A 15800-nucleotide genomic window follows, 5' to 3' on the forward strand; every position below is an offset into this window, starting at 1 on the left:
TCGCCGCCCGGCCACCCCTGAGCGCGCCCCCGACGGGCCCAGCGCCCACCCGAGGGCCGCCCCGGCCCCCCGGCGGGACCCATACCAGGAGCCGGGAGTCCTCATGCCGCGGGCCGGATGCTTCCGGCACCCAGGACGGGGGCCAGAGCCGCCAGAGCGCGGTCGACGATCCGACGGTTGCCCTCGGTTGCCGCGGTCGCGCCGGCGACGACGCGGGCGCGGGCGGCCTCGTCGCTCAGCAGGCGCCCGACCGCGTCGGGCAGGGCCTCCGTCCCCGGCACCGGCAGGGCGCCTCCGGCGGCTTCGAGCTGGCGGGTGATCTCCGCGAAGTTCCACATGTGCGGGCCGTAGAGAACGGCGCAGCCGAGCAGGGCCGGCTCCACCGGGTTCTGGCCGCCGTGGGGCACGAAGGAACCGCCCATGCAGACCACCGGGGCCAGCCGGTAGAACAGCCCCATCTCCCCCATCGTGTCGGCGATGTGCACGGCGTCGGCGTCGGCGGGCAGGGCGCCCTCGCTGCGGCGCGAGACCGTCAGGCCACGCCCGCGCAGCAGCGCCGCGATGTCGGTGCCACGGTGGGCGTGGCGGGGAACCCGCAGGGGCAGCAGGCTCGGCAGGCGTGCGGCCAGCGCTTCATGCACCGCGACGGCCAGCTCGTCCTCGCCGGGGTGGGTGCTGGCGAGCAGCCAGACCGGGCGCCCCGCGCAGGCCGCGCGCAGCGCCGCCAGAGCGGCGGGATCGGCGGGCGGCGGCTCGGCGGAAAATTTCAGGTTGCCGACGCTGACGACGCCTGGCGCGCCCAGCCGGCGCAGGCGGTCGGCGTCCTCCTCCGACTGGGCCAACGTGACCTGGAAGGTGGAGAGCAGCGGCGTGATCAGGCCCGACGCGCAACGCCAACGGTTGAAGGAGCGTTCCGACATGCGCGCGTTGACCAGGGCGGCCGGAAGGCCCCGCGCCCGCACCGCGGCCAGCAGGTTGGGCCAGATCTCCGATTCCGTCCACAGCACCAGATCGGGGCGCCAATGGTCGAGGAAGCGGTCCACCGCGGCGGGCAGATCGACCGGCACATACTGGTGAAAGGCACGCTCCGGCAGGCGGCGGGCCATCAGTTCCGCCGAGGTGACCGTGCCGGTGGTCATCAGGACCGTCAGGCCCGGCGTCTCGGCGAGCAGGCGGTCGATGAGGACGAGGACCGAGTTGGCTTCTCCCACGCTGGCCGCGTGAATCCAGGCGAGCCGCCCGGGTGGGCGCGGGCGCGCGGCCGTGCCGAACCGTTCGCCCCGGCGGGCGGAGTCCTCCTTGCCGGCGGCCAGACGCCGGTCGAGATACAGACGAACCGCCGGCCCGGCGAGGGTCGTCAGGCCGCGGTAGAGTGATTGAAGCATGCGGGTCGAAACGCCATCCGACAAAACCAACGCGGCCAGGATTCCCGGCCGCGGTCCCCACCACTTTAGCACGGGGGGCTGTGTCAGAGGTAAGGCTTTGCGCTGGCGCCCGCCGGAAGGCCGATGGCCATAAGGAAAGAGTTTGCATACTCTAGTATGACGAATTTGGGGTCCATTATGATAATTTTGAAGCAATCCGCCGCTTTCCTGATGGCGTAGAAACGTTGGCAGCTTCAAGGAAGGCGGGCAATGCGCCGGCCTCCAACATTTCAGGGTGATAATATCATGGCGGGCGTACAGGAACGTGACGGCCAGGAAAACCGGCTCCGGGCCTTCAGCATCACCGAAGCGGACATCGCGCGTCTGCGCGCCAACCGGGAGTTCGCTCAGCACCGCCTGCCCCGGCTGCTGGAGCAATGGCACGGCGCCTTCGCGGCGTGGCCCGAAATCCGCGACGCCCTGACCCTGCCGGACGTGCACGCCGCGCGTGTCGCCCACTGGAGCCGCGTGGTCTCGGGCGACCTGGGGCCGGGCTTCCTGGAATCCGCCCATCGGCTGGCCAAGGCCTTCTACGACCACGGCGTGCCGGGCTATGCGGTGGCCATCTGCCATCACACGGTGTCCAGCGGCATCGTCCGCGAACTGGGCCTCGACGCGGCGGGGGGCCGCCGCTCGCTGTTCGGATCAAGGAAGGCGGCTGAGGCGGCGGCCCTGCGCGACACGCTGGCCCGCGTCGCCTGGCTCGACCTCGAAGTGCTGCTGGAGACCTACGCGGCGGCCGAGCAGGAGAGCAAGCGCGCCATTCTGAACCAGCTCGCCGACAGCCTGGAAAGCAGCGTCCGCGGCATCGCCGCCAACACGGTGGCCGCGTCGGACGAGATGAAGGGCAACGCCCAGCGCATGGCCCAGATCGCCGCCGCCACCAACCGCCAGTCGCTCGCCGTCGCCGCCGCCGCCGAGCAGGCGTCCGCCAACGTGCAGACGGTCGCCGCCGCGTCGGGACAGCTCACCAGTTCCATCGCCGAGATCAGCCGGCAGGTCGCCCAGTCGTCGCAGGTCGCCCGCGGCGCGGTGGCCGAGGCGGAGCGGACCAACGCCACGGTGAACGGGCTGGTCGACGCGGCGCAAAAGATCGGCGCGGTGCTTCAGCTCATCAACAGCATCGCCGGGCAGACCAACCTGCTGGCGCTGAACGCGACGATCGAAGCCGCCCGCGCCGGGGAGGCCGGCAAGGGCTTCGCCGTGGTCGCGCAGGAGGTCAAGAACCTCGCCAACCAGACGGCCAAGGCGACCGAGGACATCTCCATCCAGATCGCCAGCATCCAGGAGGTCGCGCGTGGCTCCGCCGAGGCGCTGAGCGGCATCGGCGCCACCATCGGCAGCATCAACGACATTGTCATCACCGTTTCCGCCGCGGTGGAGCAGCAGACCGCCGCCACCCAGGAGATCGTCCGCAATGTGCAGGAGGCCGCACGCGGAACCCGCAGCGTGACCGACACCATCGGGGCGGTGACCCGCGGCGCGTCGGAGACCGGCAGCCTCGCTGAGGAGGTGCTGGGATCCGCCGGCAACCTGCACCGCGAATCCGACCGCCTGCGCGAGAGCGTGGACCTGTTCATGCAGCGCATCCGCGCCGCGTGATCGGGAGGAGCGGGGCCGGCCGTGCGCCGCCCCCGCTCCATGTCGTCATCCGCTGAATGGGCGCAGGTTCGCCAGGAACTGTTCGGCGGAGCAGCGCCAGGAGAAGTTCAGGGCATAGTCCCGGCAATGTTCGGGCGGGATGGTCAGGGCGCGCTCGATCGCGCCCTTGAGATCCTCGTCCAGGCAGCCGACGCCGGAACCGTCGACCACGTCCAGCGGGCCGGGCACCGGGTAGGCCGCCACCGGCACGCCCGAGGCCAGCGCCTCCAGCAGCACCAGGCCGAAGGTGTCGGTGCGCGACGGGAAGACGAAGACGTCCGCCGCGGCGTAATGCCGGGCCAGTTCCTCGCCATGGCGGGCGCCGGCCCAATGGACGTCCGGATACCTCTGTTGGAGATCGGCGCGGGCCGGGCCGTCGCCGACCACCAGCTTGCTGCCCGGCAGGTCGAGCTTCAGGAATTCCTCCAGGTTCTTCTCCACCGCCACGCGCCCGACATAGAGGGCGATGGGGCGGGGCAGCGCCAGGAATTCCTTGGCGCGGGGGCGGAACAGCTCGGTGTCCACGCCGCGCGTCCAGCGCCGGATGTTGGTGAAGCCGCGGGCAGCGAGGGCGCACTCGATGGAGGACGTCGCGACCATCACCGCCGAGGACGGCCTGTGGAAGCGGCGCACCACCGCGTAGCTGAGCGCCAGCGGCACCGGCGCCCGGTCGCGCACATATTCCGGGAAGCGGGTGTGGTAGGCGGTGGTGAAGGGCCGGCCGCGGTGGAGGCAGTAGCGCCGGGCGGCGAAGCCCAGCGGCCCCTCGGTGGCGATGTGGATGCAGTCGGGGCGCAGCGCGTCGATCATCGCGTTCAGCCGCCGTCCCGCGCCCAGGGCCAGCCGGATTTCCGGGTAGGTGGGCATGGGCAGGGTGCGGAAGCGGTCGGGGCCGATCACCTCCACGCGGTGGCCCATGGCCTCCAACTCGGCGCGGACGGTGTCAATGGTGCGCACCACGCCGTTGACCTGGGGGAGCCAGGCGTCGGAGACGATCAGGATGTTCACGCCGCAACCGACTCCTTGGCCGCCTTCTCCTTCACTTTCTCCTTGGCCGGGATGCGGGCGGGCAGCGTCGTCGCGGCGCGCCGGCGGATGTCCGCCGCCCAGTCGATGATCTCCAGCCGGCCGCAGGGATGCTCAACCAAGGCGGTGCAGGACTCGACCCAGTCGCCGTCGTTGCAATAGAGGATTCCTTCCATGTCACGGATTTCCGCGGTGTGGATGTGGCCGCAGACGACCCCGTCCACCTTGCGGCGCCGGGCCTCGTCGCCGAGGGCGGTCTCGTAGTTGCCGATGAACTCGACCGCCGTCTTCGTCTTGTGCTTCAGGAAGGCGGACAGCGACCAGTAGGAGAAGCCCAGCTTGCGGCGGACCCAGTTGAAGAGCGTGTTGGCCTGGAGCAGGACCACGTAGGCGTTGTCGCCGATGAAGGCCAGCCAGCGGGCGTACTTCACCACCACGTCGAAGCGGTCGCCATGGGTGACCAGGAGCCGCTTCCCGTCGGCGGTGACGTGGATCATCTCCTCGACCACCTGGACGCCGCCGAACTGCAGGCCGACGTAATCGCGGGCGGCCTCGTCGTGGTTGCCGGGGATGTAATAGACCTGCACGCCCTTGCGCGCCCGGCGCAGGATCTTCTGCACCACGTCGTTGTGTGTCTGCGGCCAGTACCAGGTCTTGCGCAGCCGCCAGCCGTCCACGATGTCGCCGACGAGATAGAGGTGGTCGGACTGGTTGTGCTTCAGGAAATCGAGAAGATACTCCGCCTTGCATCCGCGCGTGCCCAGATGGACATCGGAGATCCAGATGCTGCGGTACTGCCTGACGTCGCGTGATGCGCTCATGCCCCGCTCCATCGCCGTTCCGGCAAGGTTTCGTTCAAACATATTCCATATATCCGTGGATCATTCTCTTGACAATGATTTCGGAGATCCGCATCTGGTCGGGTCAATGATTTTGAATAGACTTCTTATCTGTGTAATAAAGGCGAAAAATGACCTTATCAAAACTGCAACATTACGGTCATATTGGGTGCCGGCGCGGTGAATGGAGGCAAATTGGCGCCTGAGACGTCCGGTCCTGCCGCGCCGTCCGGGCGCCGCCCCGGCGGTGCTGGAGCAACGCTACGGGGGCATGGCGACGCTCCAGGCCACGGCGGAAGGTCGCACGCTGCCGGTCCATGTGGGTGTGGCGAATGGCCGCGCCTTCGCCATGATGGCTGGTGCCGGCTAGGAGGCCCGTGTGATCGAGCGGGTGGACGGCGCGGAATCGATGGAGGTTGCCTCCGTGATCGTCGCCAAAGGGCATTTCTCAGCGGGGCGTTTCGTCTGCGCACCCGAGGCCCGGCTGGCCGACCCGCGGCTGCACGTCTGCCTCATTTTCCCGATTACCGCATCCTGCCGGCCCGGCGTGTGGTCATCGACGGGCCGACGGGGGAGCCCGTGCAGGGCGACGGCGACATGATCGCCCATCTTCCGGTGGAGATCGCGCTGGCCCCTGGATCTTGCCGGTGCTGTCGCGCTGAATACTGTTTTAAGAGTCCGTTAACAGTTGTCTTGAGAAAATTACTTCGGAAACATTCAGTAATTACTTCGGTCTCTAAGGATTAAGGCCCCGCGGCTCCGGCGGGACCGCAAGGGGGAAGCCATGTCTACGTCGATCAACGCCCTGTTTTCGGCCACCACGGCCAGCACCACCGCGACCGCCACCAAATGGAAGCCCGCCGGGGGTGCCGCCGAGGCGGAGGGGACCTGGAAGGCGGCCTCCGACGCCGGGTCCTCCGCGGGCTCCGCGGCCCTGGCCGCCTTGAAGGGTGAGGACAGCGTGGAACTCAGCGGACTGGCGAAGTCGCTGACCGGCGTGGCGGGGAAGGTCTTCGCGTCCATCGGCTCCAAGGGCCGCGCGATGCTGGAAGACTTCGTCAAGTCCGGCAAGATGACCGAGAAGGACGTGGCGCTGGGGCTGCGCCAAATGGCGACCAACGCCGTGAAGGACCGCTTCACCAAGGAGCGTGCACCGGACGAGGAGGATCAGGCTTGGTCTGAAAAGGGCTTGGCGGCCGACAAGGCCAACAAGACCCAAATGGAGCGTATGGGCAAAGCTATGGCGGCGTTGAGCGAGGTGCGGACCGCCGCCTATGCCGCTTACGACAAGGACCAGGACTCGGAAGCTTTCATGAAACGCATGGCTCCGGCCGATGAACGTTTCAAAGCGGAGACGGCGGACATCAACCGGGAGATGATGGAGACTGCCGGTGGAAATCCGGGCGATGTGATGCTTCAGACCTTCAACTATTTTCTTAAGAAGGGTGTATCCGAGTTCAGCAAGCTGGACTTCGGCGCGGAGGCGGAAGGCAGCGAGGGCGGGTTGCTGAAGCTGGACGACAAGAAGGGGGAAGCGGCGGCCAAGCTGATGTCCGACCTGGGTTTCACGGCGAAATTCTACAAGAAGGGCCTCGCCGAGTACGCGGCCAACGTGAACATTCCCGGCGTCGGGCGTGGTCAGGTCGACAAGAGCCACCCGATGCCCGAGGACTTCGAACCCTCCGCCAAGGAGGAGGCCGAGGCCGCCGGCCTGCCGCCGCCGCCCACCACGGTGCTGACCACCAGCCAGACGCCGGGTCTCCGGGGCTTCGCGAAGGTCATCCAGGACGCCCGCGATTCGCTTGACGCCACCTACACGGCCATGGCGAAGGAAGGCAAGGGGGTGAGCTACTCCGACCCCAATGGGAAGGACGTGGAGCGGCTGTTCGGCGGCTTCGACCGACGCAGCCTCCACGCCATCGCCAGCAACAAGGACGGGACCTTCTCCAAGAACGAGCAGGAGGCGGCGCAATCCATCATGGCCCGCCAGCAGAAGGAGGCGATGGCCGCCGCCGACCCTCTCGGCACCGACAAGGCCGCCGCCTACCGCGCCGGGGTGAAATTCCTCGACGAGGCCAGCCAGGAGGAGAAGGAGTCGGTCAACTGGTCGGTCCAGCGGGCCGCGCTCCAGTACAGCTACGAGAAAACGATTCAGGAAACCGGCGGGAAGATGGAGCGGCTGGGCAACGGCAGCGCGCTGGCCTCGGTGCTGAAGGACGCGTTGGAGGCCCAGGGCGCTCAGACCGCCGATGTGATGAAAAGCATCGGTGGAAAGACGATGGGCGGCGAGGGCACGGGCTACGTGACCGACCTGAAGAGCCTGTCACTGTTCCGGGATTTCCTGCCCAACCTGTCGGTGCGCGGCGCCGGCGGCCCGATGAGCGTGACGGTCTGATATCCCGTCCCGGCTTGCAGGCCGGCGGGTTCGGGTGAGGAGCGAGGCGCCGCAAGACGCCTCGCCCGTTGCGGTCACTGGCCCGCGATGGTCAGCCCGTCGATGCGGATGGTCGGGGCATCCATGCCGAAGCGCAGTTCCAGGTCGCTGGCCGGCTCCAGGTTCAGGAACATCTCCTTCAGATTGCCGGCGATGGTCAATTCGGTGACCGGATAGGCGATCTGCCCGTTCTCGATCCAATAGCCGGCCGCACCCCTGCTGTAGTCGCCGGTCACCCCGTTGACGCCCGTCCCCATCAGCTCCGTTACGTAGAAGCCGTTGGGGATCTCGGCCAGCAGCTCGTCGCGGCTCTTGGCCCCGGGGGCCATGTAGACGTTGGCCGGGGCCGGACCCGGCGGGCCGGAGGTGCCGCGCGCCGCGTGGCCGGTCGTCGACAGGCCGAGCTGGCGGGCCGAGCGCAGGTCGAGCAGCCAGGTGGTCAGGTGCCCGTCCTCGATCAGGTTGCGGCGGGTGGTGGCGATGCCCTCCGCGTCGAAGGGGCGGGAGCGCAGGCCGCGCTTCACATGCGGGTCGTCGACGATGGTGATGCCGGCGGCGAATATGCGCTGGCCCATCTTGTCCTTGAGGAAGCTGGTGCCGCGCGCGATGCTCGGCCCGCTGATCGAGCCGGTCAGATGGCCCAGCAGCCCCCGGGAGACGCGCGGGTCGAACACCACCGGCACTTTGCAGCTCTTGACCCGGCGCGGGTTCAGGCGGCGGATGGCGCGCTCGCCGGCCTCGCGCCCGATCGACGCCGGGTCGCGCAGGTCGGCGCCGTAGACCTTGCTGTCATAATCGTAGTCGCGCTCCATCCCCGTGCCCGTCCCGGCGAGCACGGAGGCCGAGAGCGACTGCCGCGACACCCCGTAACTGCCGGTGAAGCCGTTGGACGCGGCGATGGCGATGGTGGAGCGGCTCCACCCCGCGTCGGCGCCTTCGGAGTTGGTGACGCCCTCGATCGCCAGCGCGGCCTCCTCGGCGATGCGGGCGCGTTCGATCAACAGCTCGGCCGAGGGCTCCGACGGGTCGCACACGTCGAGGTCGGGGAGGGTGGTGTAGATCTGCTCCGGGTCGGCGAGGCCGCAGAAGGGGTCCTCCGGCACCACGCGGGCCATGGCGACGGCGCGCTCCACCAGCTCGTCCAGCGCCTTGGCGCTGCGGTCGGTGGAGGAGACGATGGCCTGCCGCTTGCCGATGAAGACGCGCAGCCCCAGATCGCCCGACTCGGACCGCTCCAGCTTCTCCGTCTTGCCGAAACGCTGGCTCAGCGACAGGGAGGCGCTGTCGAACAGCACGGCGTCGGCGGAGTCGGCCCCGGCGCCCTTCGCCTTGCGGATCAGATCGTCCAGCAGGGTCAGCACGTCAGGTTGCGAGGTGGTCGAAACGGGCATTACGGTCTCCGCTAGGTCTCCGGCTTGTCTAGCAAATGGGAGCCCGGAGAAGAAGAGGAAGGGGCATATCGCCTCAGGTCCGGTCCACCTGCCGCACAAAAGCGGCGGCGCGCGGGGGGCTGGTGCCCGCCCGCGCGCCGCTCGTCAGTATTTGTGCGTCAGTTCCTGTGTTGGAGTCAGGCCAGCCGGTTCTGAAGGGCGCTGCGGCCGGCGGTCGGCAGCTTCAGGGCGAAGGCGCCGTCGCCCAGCAGGGCCTGCACGCCGAGCAGCACCGTCCAGAACACCGGGAATTCCCAGCCGCCGCCCTGGGCCGAGAAGACCCAGCCGTTGCCGGTGTGCTGGAGCGTCGCGCCGATCAGGATCGGCAGCAGGGCCAGCGAAATCCAGCGGGTGAAGACGCCGGCCACCAGCAGCAGGCCGCCGCCGATCTCGCCGAGGATGACCAGATAGGCGAAGAGGCCGGGGTAGCCGAGGCTCTCGAAGTAACCGACCGTGCCGGCGATGCCGAAGGTGAAGACCTTCAGGATCAGGCCGTGGGCGATGAAGAGAAGGCCCAGGCTGACGCGCAGCAGGAAGGCGGCGTAGGGGGCGGTGCGGTTGTCGATGGCGGCGGTGTTGGCGTTCACGACGTGGTCTCCTTGTCTCAGCGTGGTGCCCCGCTCCGGGGCCGTTGTCGTCTGAGGCCAAGAATAGCGATGTCCAGCGCTGGGATAATCCGCTTAATCATGCACTGATTGTTGCATGGAAAGGAACGAAGGCTCAAGCCCGGAAGGCGTTGGCCGGATCGTAGCGGGAGGGCAGGGCGAACAGGTCGGCGGTGGTCCCGGTGCCGTGGCGGCGCGCTTTGGACGGGCTGTCATAGACCACCAGAAGGGCGGGCGGGGCGCCGTCGCGGTGGATGCAGGCGATGCCCTCCGCGTGGTCGTCGCCCTTGCCGTGGGGCAGGGTCAGCAGGGGAACCAGCCGGTCGCGCGGGATGACGGTTTCGTGGGTGACGGACAGGGCGTCGGTCCAGCGCCACACGGCGACCGGACCGTCGAGGTCCATGGTCGGCCCGGCCAGGATGACCAGATCCTCCCCGTCGAAGGTCAGTTCGCGGATGCCCAGCCCGTCCAGATCGACGAAATGCTTGCGGTACTTCTCGCCGTTCGGCCCGATGGGGCGCAGCCGCAGGCGCTCCTCGACGTCCGGATGGTCCTCCACCGCCAGTTCCAGGATGCAGGCCCAGCCGCGCAGCACCGGACCGCGCAGCCCCAGCCAGACCCGGTCGCCGTGGGCGGCCATGCCTTCCACGTCGAAGCCGTTTTCCTTGGCGGGCACGGCGACGAAGCGGGCCAGATGCTCGTCCTCCGCCAGCGCCTTCGTCAGCGCGTTGCCGCCCTTGCGGAACTTCAGGCAGCCGGCGGTGCGCTTCCCGTCGCGGCGGACCGGGGTAAGGCGTCCGTCCGCCTCGGTAACCAGCGGGATGCGGCCGAGCAGGAAGCGGTTGGGGTCGCAGCGCACCTCGGTCAGCCGCTCCAGCGCCTCCGCGGGGCCATGTTCGTCCCGCTTCGGCTTCTTGCGGGCCAGCGCGTGGGAGCCGGTGATCCACAACCAGCCGCCGACGATGGCCATGCCCTCGATGTCCGCTTCGTCCTCCCCCGGGGCCGTCGCCGGCAGGGCGAAGAACTCCGCCAAGCGATGGACGGCGTCCTGGCGGTAGACGGTGCCGCCGTCTTCGGCCGCCAAGTGGACGATCTGCGCACCCTCATCCGACGCCACGAACAGGTTGTCTCCCGCCCGCTCCGCCACCGACAGGTCTCCGGCGGTCTCGCCGCCGTCGCGGAAGATCAGGCGGACGGTGGCGATGGGGCTGGCGATGTCACTGGGCATGGCGAGGCTTCCGTGGAGGGTGCGAACCGTCCCTTAACGCCTCACTTCCAGATCGGGGTCCCGCTGCCCGGAAGACCGTAGGACGCCCATTTGCGCGACACCTCGTCGACCACGCCCTGGTCCATGCGGATCTTCTCGCCCCATTCGCGCTTGGTCTCCGGCGGCCATTTGTTGGTGGCGTCCAGCCCCACCTTGCCGCCCAGGCCCGACTCGGGGCTGGCGAAGTCCAGATAGTCGATGGGGGTGCCCTCGATCACGGTGATGTCGCGGGCCGGGTCCATGCGGGTGCTCATCGCCCACATCACGTCCTTCCAGTTCCGCGCGTCGATGTCGTCGTCCACGACGATCACCCATTTCGTGTACATGAACTGGCGCAGGAAGGACCACACGCCCATCATCACGCGCTTGGCGTGGCCGGGATAGGCCTTCTTCATGCTGACCACGGCGATCCGGTAGGAGCAGCCTTCCGGTGGCAGCCAGAAATCCACGATCTCCGGGAACTGCTGGGTCAGCAGGGGGATGAAGACCTCGTTCAGCGCCTCGCCCAGCACCGACGGCTCGTCGGGCGGGCGGCCGGTGAAGGTGGAGAGATAGATCGGGTTGCGCCGCATGGTCATCGCCGTGACGGTGAAGACCGGGAAGGGCTCGACCGAGTTGTAGTAGCCGGTGTGGTCGCCGTAGGGCCCCTCGTCGGCGTATTCGTCCAGGCTGACATGGCCTTCCAGGATGATCTCGGCCTGGGCGGGCACCTTCAGCGGCACCGTCTTGCAGTCCACCAGCTCGACCTTCTTGCCGCGCAGCAGCCCGGCGAACTGGTATTCCGACAGCGTGTCCGGCACCGGCGTGACGGCGGCCAGGATGGTGCCGGGATCGGCGCCAAGGACCACCGCGCAGGGCAGCGGCTCGCGCTTGCCGCTGGCCTGCCAGCGGTGATGGTGCTGCGCGCCGCCGCGGTGCTTCAGCCAGCGCATGATCGTCTTGTTCTTCCCCAGCACCTGCATCCGGTAGATGCCGAGGTTGAAGTCGTCCTCGCGCTTTCCGGTCGGCCCCTTGGTGACGACCAGCGGCCAGGTGATCAGCGGCGCCGGCTCGCCCGGCCAGCAGCTCTGCACCGGCAGGCGGCCGAGGTCGATCTGGTCGCCGGTCAGCACCACCTCCTGGCAGGGGGCGGAGCCGACGGTCTTCGGCTTCATCGACAGCACGGTCTTGGCGAGCGGGATCAACTCCATCGCCTCGCGGAAGCCGCCCGGCGGCTCCGGCTGCTTCAGGAAGGCCAGCGTTTCGCCGACGCCGCGCAGCTCGTGCGGCTCGCGGTCCATGCCCCAGGCGACACGCTCCACCGTGCCGAACAGGTTGACCAGCACCGGCATCTCCGAGCGGGTGCCGTCGGCCTTGATGACGTTCTCGAACAGCACCGCCGGGCCGCCTTCGGCGAGCAGGCGGGTCTGGATCTCGGTCATCTCCAGCGCCGTGGACACCGGCTCCCGGACCACCACCAGCCGCCCGGCCTTCTCCAGCCGGTCGATGAAGTCGCGCAACGAGGTGTAGGGCATGGTCGAGGGTCCGTTCGGGTGCGATGGGGTCGGATCAAGAGAGGGCGCTTAGCATCGGCCTGGAAGGCGCCGCGTCAAGGGGGGAGGTGCCGCCTCACGCGGGTTCCTTCACGCTGCGCAGGGCGCGGCGGACGATGCGGCGGGTGGCGTCCGGGTCGGGGCTGTCCGCTTCCCAGCGGGCGCACAGCGCCTGCACCCAGCCGGGCTGGCTCTTCGCCGCGTCGTTCAGCCAGTTGGCGACCGAATCCTGGACGTAGCGCGCGCCGTCCGCCCGCAGCGGGTCGAGCACCGGCAACCCGCGCGCCGGGTCGGTCTTCAGCGCGCCGATGTGGCTGCACCACACGCCGCGGGGTCGGGTGGCCTCGCTGGCGAAGCGGCGCAGCCGCTCCGACGGCTCGGCGGTCCAGGGCGTGAGGAGGTCCAGCGCCTCGTCGATGGCGGCGGCGATGTGGGGGCGCAGGGCCAGCCACGCCCATTCGCGCACGCCGAAATGCGGGTCGTCGGCGAGCGGGCGGATGCGCTCCAGCCGGTCCGCCAGAGTCAGGCCGGGGGCCGTCGCCAGCGCGTAGCAGGCCCAGCCGCGCACCGTGTCGGACGGGTGGGCGGCCAGCCGCTCCACGGCTCCCAGGCCCAGCCGGTCGAAAGCCGCGTTCCCCGCCGCCGCCATGCGCCGGGTCACGCCGTCCTTCGGGTCGAAGCACACGGCGCCTGCGGCCTCCGGAACGGCGGCGGCCAGCAGGGCGGCGAAGTCGATGGCGAGCGATTCGGCCAGCGTGGCGGTCTCGCGCCGACCCGCGTTCAGGCCGGCCAGCACCTCCGGAGGGATGTCGGCCATCCGGGTGGCGCCCTTGCGCGGCGCGCTGGTCGTCATCGTCATGTCTCAGGCCTCCGGCAGCAGGCGCCAGATCGTCGTTTCGCGCATCTCGCGGTCCTCCAGCTCCAGGGAGGTCGGGACGCTGTACTGGGCAACCCGCTCGATTCCGCTGAGGGGGACATAGGCGCGGCCCGGATCGCCCAGCAGGACCAGCGTGCCGGTTGCGGCGATTGCGCGCAGCCAGGCGGTCACCCGGTCGGCCATCGGCTTCTCGTAGCAGACGTCGCCCGCCAGGACGACGTCGATGCCGGGCAGGGGGCGGTCCACCAGATCGGCGCTGACCGCCTTCACGTCGACTCCGTTGGATTCGGCGTTCAGGGCGATGGCCGCCAGGGCGAAGCGGTCGATGTCGCAGGACTGCACGCGCGCCGCCCCGGCCATCATCGCGGCGATGCCGACCAGCCCGGTGCCGGCGGCGAAATCCAGCACCGACTTGCCCGCGACCAACTCCGGCCGGTCGAGCACGAGCCGCGCCACCGCCTGACCGCCCGGCCAAGCAAAGGCCCAATAGGGCGGCGGTACATTGGACTCTTTCAAAGAATCCTCGGTAGCTTCCCACAGCGGCGTGATTTCCGTCGCCAGATGCAGCGCGATTTCGGGCAGCAAAGGAGTCCGTGTTACGACCGTGTTGGAGCGGATGAAGTCGATTTGAGAAAAGTTGTTCATAACTGGACTCTCACCGGAGCTGCGCGGGGGTGGATGATCTATCCACAACCGGTTTTGGTTACATAATTCAAACGGAGTAGACACACCTGCTGTCCCGTGTTACCCGTTCGAAAGGAGAAAAACAAAGGGCATGGGGCTGATATGCGGTCGAAAGGGATTGCACTCTGCGCATCGTTCGCGGCGTTCATCGCTCTCAGCCCGTTCACCATATCCCAGGCCCAGGCCCAGGACGGCGATTGCGTCCGTACGGTGCGCTCCATATCGGATTTCGACATCCGGGGCGATGCCTGGACGTGGTGGAGCACCGCTGCCAACCAGCAATATGAGCGCGACCAGCGCCCGGCGCTCGGTTCCGTCCTCGTCTTCAAGCGGTCGCAGCGGTTGGGCCGCGGCCACGTCTCCCTGGTCAGCCACATCATCGACCGCCGCACCATCGAGGTGGACCACTCCTGGCTCGACGGCCGCGGGCTGCGCCGCAACATGCGCGTGGTCGACGTGTCGCCGCGCAACGACTGGTCGGCCGTCCGCGTCTGGCACGAGCCGTCGGACCAGCTCGGCCTGCGCGTCTACACCACCTACGGCTTCATCCTGCCCGACGGCGAGGAAGCGGAGACCCGCCAGGCCGATTCCCGCGGCGCCGGCATCGGCAGCACCTTCGCCGTGGCTCCTCAGGGCCGCTCCACGCCCAAGCCCGCCGCCGGGCCGCGCCTGATGGAAGCCTCCCTGAAGGGCCACGCCGTCGCCGTTCCGGGCCGCAAGCCGCAGGTGCTGACCGCGTCCCTCACCCTCTCCGGCAAGGGCGCCGCCGCGAAGACGGCTCAGCCGGTGATGACGGTCGCCGTGCTGCCGGCGCGCAAGCCGACCCAGCCGGCCGCGCCGAAGGGCGTCGAGATGGTCGCCTCCACCGAGGGCATCCGCGCGGTCCTGCCGCCGCGCAAGCCGGGTTCCGGCGACAGCACCGTCGCCGAGCTGACGCGCTGAAACCTCCCCCCAGATCCCCTGCCGCCTAGATCTTTCCGGCCAGGAAGGCCGCCAGCACCAGCCAGCCGAACCAACGGTTCGACTTGAATTTCTTCAGGCAGTCCGTCTGATCGTCGGGGTTCCAGGTCGCCACCTGCCAGGACAGCTGCAGCGCGGCCAGCGACAGCAGCGGCAGGAACAGCCCGCCCAGCCCGGCCAGACGCCCGGCGATGCCGATCCCCACGAAGGTCAGGGTGTAGAAGCCGTAGATCCAGATCTTGCTCTGGTCGCCCAGCCGCAGGGCGGTGGACTTCACGCCGATTCGCGCGTCGTCCTCCTTGTCCTGGTGGGCGTAGATGGTGTCGTAGCCCAGCGTCCAGACGATCCCCGCGGCGTACAGCGCCAGCGCCGGCCATTCCAACTCGCCGCGCACCGCGGTCCAGCCCATCAGGGCGCCCCAGTTGAAGGTCAGTCCCAGGAAGGCTTGCGGCCACCAGGTGATGCGCTTCATCAGCGGGTAGGTGAAGACCAGCACCAGCGACAGCACGCCCAGCCCGATGGTGATCGGATTGAACTGCACCAGCACCGCCAACCCGATCAGGAGCTGGAAAACGAGGAAGGCCAGCGCCTGTTTCACCGACACCTGCCCGGAGGGGATGGGGCGGGTCCGCGTGCGCTCCACCATGGCGTCGAAGTCGCGGTCGAGGATGTCGTTGACCGTGCAGCCGGCCCCGCGCATGACCACCGCGCCGATTGCGAACAGCGCCATCAGCCAGAAATCGGGAACCGGCCCCGATCCGGCCAGCGCGATGCTCCACCAGCCGGGGAACAGCAGCAGCCACGTGCCGATGGGCCGGTCCAGCCGCGCCAACCGCAGATAGGGACGGGCCGCCGCCGGGGCGAAGCGGTCGATCCAGTCGCCGCGCCGGATGTCGGTGAAGTCGCCGGGAGCGGGGGAAGCGGGGCTGGTCATGGCGGACTCGGAAAGAGAAGTGGAAAAAGCCGGGGGCAAGGTAGCGGCGGGGGGGGGGGCCCGCAAAGCGGGGGCGGTGCCGCCCCGGGGGGGTCTCGCTGTAGTAGGGGGCGCCCACCGGGGACGCCGCCCCCCGGGGAACCAAAC

Annotated in this window: 14 protein-coding genes; 4 read left to right on the forward strand and 10 right to left on the reverse strand. The window is 69.0% G+C overall.

Annotation, left to right across the window (positions count from 1 at the left end; translation table 11 throughout):
* Nucleotides 1–101: 101 nt before the first annotated feature.
* On the reverse strand, nucleotides 102–1385 hold the full coding sequence (locus GBZ26_RS16750; RefSeq protein WP_174439803.1) for a 3-deoxy-D-manno-octulosonic acid transferase: 1284 nt from the start codon (nucleotides 1383–1385) through the stop codon (nucleotides 102–104).
* Nucleotides 1386–1670: 285 nt separating this feature from the next.
* Here GBZ26_RS16750 and GBZ26_RS16755 point away from each other — a divergent pair, with 285 nt between their 5' ends.
* Nucleotides 1671–3026, forward strand: coding sequence for a globin-coupled sensor protein (locus GBZ26_RS16755; RefSeq protein WP_174439804.1), 1356 nt, complete (start codon nucleotides 1671–1673; stop codon nucleotides 3024–3026).
* 45 nt (nucleotides 3027–3071) lie between these two features.
* Here GBZ26_RS16755 and GBZ26_RS16760 read toward each other — a convergent pair whose 3' ends face one another.
* Both GBZ26_RS16760 and GBZ26_RS16765 read right to left on the reverse strand, forming a co-directional pair.
* Nucleotides 3072–4073 carry a glycosyltransferase gene (locus tag GBZ26_RS16760; RefSeq protein WP_174439805.1) on the reverse strand — a complete coding sequence of 334 codons (1002 nt, stop codon included), beginning with the start codon at nucleotides 4071–4073 and terminating at the stop codon, nucleotides 3072–3074.
* Nucleotides 4070–4912 (reverse strand): UDP-2,3-diacylglucosamine diphosphatase, encoded by an 843-nt coding sequence (locus tag GBZ26_RS16765; RefSeq protein ID WP_174439806.1) that lies wholly within the window; start codon nucleotides 4910–4912, stop codon nucleotides 4070–4072. Before GBZ26_RS16765 ends, GBZ26_RS16760 begins: the two co-directional genes overlap by 4 nt.
* Before the next feature lie 202 nt (nucleotides 4913–5114).
* On the opposite strand from GBZ26_RS16765, the gene GBZ26_RS16770 reads away from it, so the two are divergent.
* Entirely contained in the window at nucleotides 5115–5300 is a 186-nt protein-coding gene (locus GBZ26_RS16770) for a hypothetical protein (protein WP_174439807.1), read from the forward strand.
* A 414-nt stretch (nucleotides 5301–5714) separates the two neighbouring features.
* Nucleotides 5715–7325, forward strand: coding sequence for a hypothetical protein (locus tag GBZ26_RS16775; protein WP_174439808.1), 1611 nt, complete (start codon nucleotides 5715–5717; stop codon nucleotides 7323–7325).
* 74 nt (nucleotides 7326–7399) lie between these two features.
* On the opposite strand, the gene GBZ26_RS16780 is transcribed toward GBZ26_RS16775, so the two are convergent.
* The 6 genes from GBZ26_RS16780 to GBZ26_RS16805 form a co-directional block, all read right to left on the reverse strand.
* Entirely contained in the window at nucleotides 7400–8755 is a 1356-nt protein-coding gene (locus tag GBZ26_RS16780) for a TldD/PmbA family protein (RefSeq protein ID WP_174439809.1), read from the reverse strand.
* Nucleotides 8756–8931: 176 nt separating this feature from the next.
* Nucleotides 8932–9381, reverse strand: coding sequence for a DoxX family membrane protein (locus GBZ26_RS16785; RefSeq protein ID WP_174439810.1), 450 nt, complete (start codon nucleotides 9379–9381; stop codon nucleotides 8932–8934).
* A 133-nt stretch (nucleotides 9382–9514) separates the two neighbouring features.
* Nucleotides 9515–10627: a DUF3616 domain-containing protein gene (locus GBZ26_RS16790; protein WP_174439811.1), complete on the reverse strand. Its 1113-nt coding sequence runs from the start codon at nucleotides 10625–10627 to the stop codon at nucleotides 9515–9517.
* A gap of 41 nt (nucleotides 10628–10668) precedes the next feature.
* Complete coding sequence (locus GBZ26_RS16795; RefSeq protein ID WP_174439812.1) at nucleotides 10669–12180, reverse strand: UbiD family decarboxylase; 1512 nt, start codon at nucleotides 12178–12180, stop codon at nucleotides 10669–10671.
* Between the two features lie 94 nt (nucleotides 12181–12274).
* A complete protein-coding gene (locus GBZ26_RS16800; protein WP_343207215.1) occupies nucleotides 12275–13057 on the reverse strand; it encodes a HEAT repeat domain-containing protein in 783 nt (260 codons plus the stop codon).
* 3 nt (nucleotides 13058–13060) lie between these two features.
* Nucleotides 13061–13720, reverse strand: coding sequence for a class I SAM-dependent methyltransferase (locus tag GBZ26_RS16805; protein ID WP_094307062.1), 660 nt, complete (start codon nucleotides 13718–13720; stop codon nucleotides 13061–13063).
* Nucleotides 13721–13969: 249 nt separating this feature from the next.
* On the opposite strand from GBZ26_RS16805, the gene GBZ26_RS16810 reads away from it, so the two are divergent.
* A complete protein-coding gene (locus tag GBZ26_RS16810; protein WP_345772047.1) occupies nucleotides 13970–14701 on the forward strand; it encodes a CHAP domain-containing protein in 732 nt (243 codons plus the stop codon).
* Between the two features lie 25 nt (nucleotides 14702–14726).
* Here the strand turns inward: GBZ26_RS16810 and ubiA are convergent, their stop codons facing one another.
* Nucleotides 14727–15653, reverse strand: a complete 927-nt coding sequence (gene ubiA / locus GBZ26_RS16815; protein WP_174439814.1) for a 4-hydroxybenzoate octaprenyltransferase — start codon at nucleotides 15651–15653, stop codon at nucleotides 14727–14729.
* Nucleotides 15654–15800 lie beyond the last annotated feature (147 nt).

The organism is Azospirillum formosense (genome assembly GCF_013340925.1).
GTDB classification, from domain to species: Bacteria; Pseudomonadota; Alphaproteobacteria; order Azospirillales; family Azospirillaceae; genus Azospirillum; species Azospirillum formosense.

Coding starts and splice junctions, on each gene's coding strand:
- GBZ26_RS16775 (WP_174439808.1), top strand. CDS start 5,715: ATGTCTACGTCGATCAACGCCCTGTTTTCGGCCACCACGGCCAGCACC.
- GBZ26_RS16780 (WP_174439809.1), bottom strand. CDS start 8,755: ATGCCCGTTTCGACCACCTCGCAACCTGACGTGCTGACCCTGCTGGAC.
- GBZ26_RS16750 (WP_174439803.1), bottom strand. CDS start 1,385: ATGCTTCAATCACTCTACCGCGGCCTGACGACCCTCGCCGGGCCGGCG.
- GBZ26_RS16755 (WP_174439804.1), top strand. CDS start 1,671: ATGGCGGGCGTACAGGAACGTGACGGCCAGGAAAACCGGCTCCGGGCC.
- GBZ26_RS16790 (WP_174439811.1), bottom strand. CDS start 10,627: ATGCCCAGTGACATCGCCAGCCCCATCGCCACCGTCCGCCTGATCTTC.
- GBZ26_RS16770 (WP_174439807.1), top strand. CDS start 5,115: ATGGAGGCAAATTGGCGCCTGAGACGTCCGGTCCTGCCGCGCCGTCCG.
- GBZ26_RS16800 (WP_343207215.1), bottom strand. CDS start 13,057: ATGACGATGACGACCAGCGCGCCGCGCAAGGGCGCCACCCGGATGGCC.
- GBZ26_RS16805 (WP_094307062.1), bottom strand. CDS start 13,720: ATGAACAACTTTTCTCAAATCGACTTCATCCGCTCCAACACGGTCGTA.
- GBZ26_RS16795 (WP_174439812.1), bottom strand. CDS start 12,180: ATGCCCTACACCTCGTTGCGCGACTTCATCGACCGGCTGGAGAAGGCC.
- GBZ26_RS16765 (WP_174439806.1), bottom strand. CDS start 4,912: ATGAGCGCATCACGCGACGTCAGGCAGTACCGCAGCATCTGGATCTCC.
- ubiA (WP_174439814.1), bottom strand. CDS start 15,653: ATGACCAGCCCCGCTTCCCCCGCTCCCGGCGACTTCACCGACATCCGG.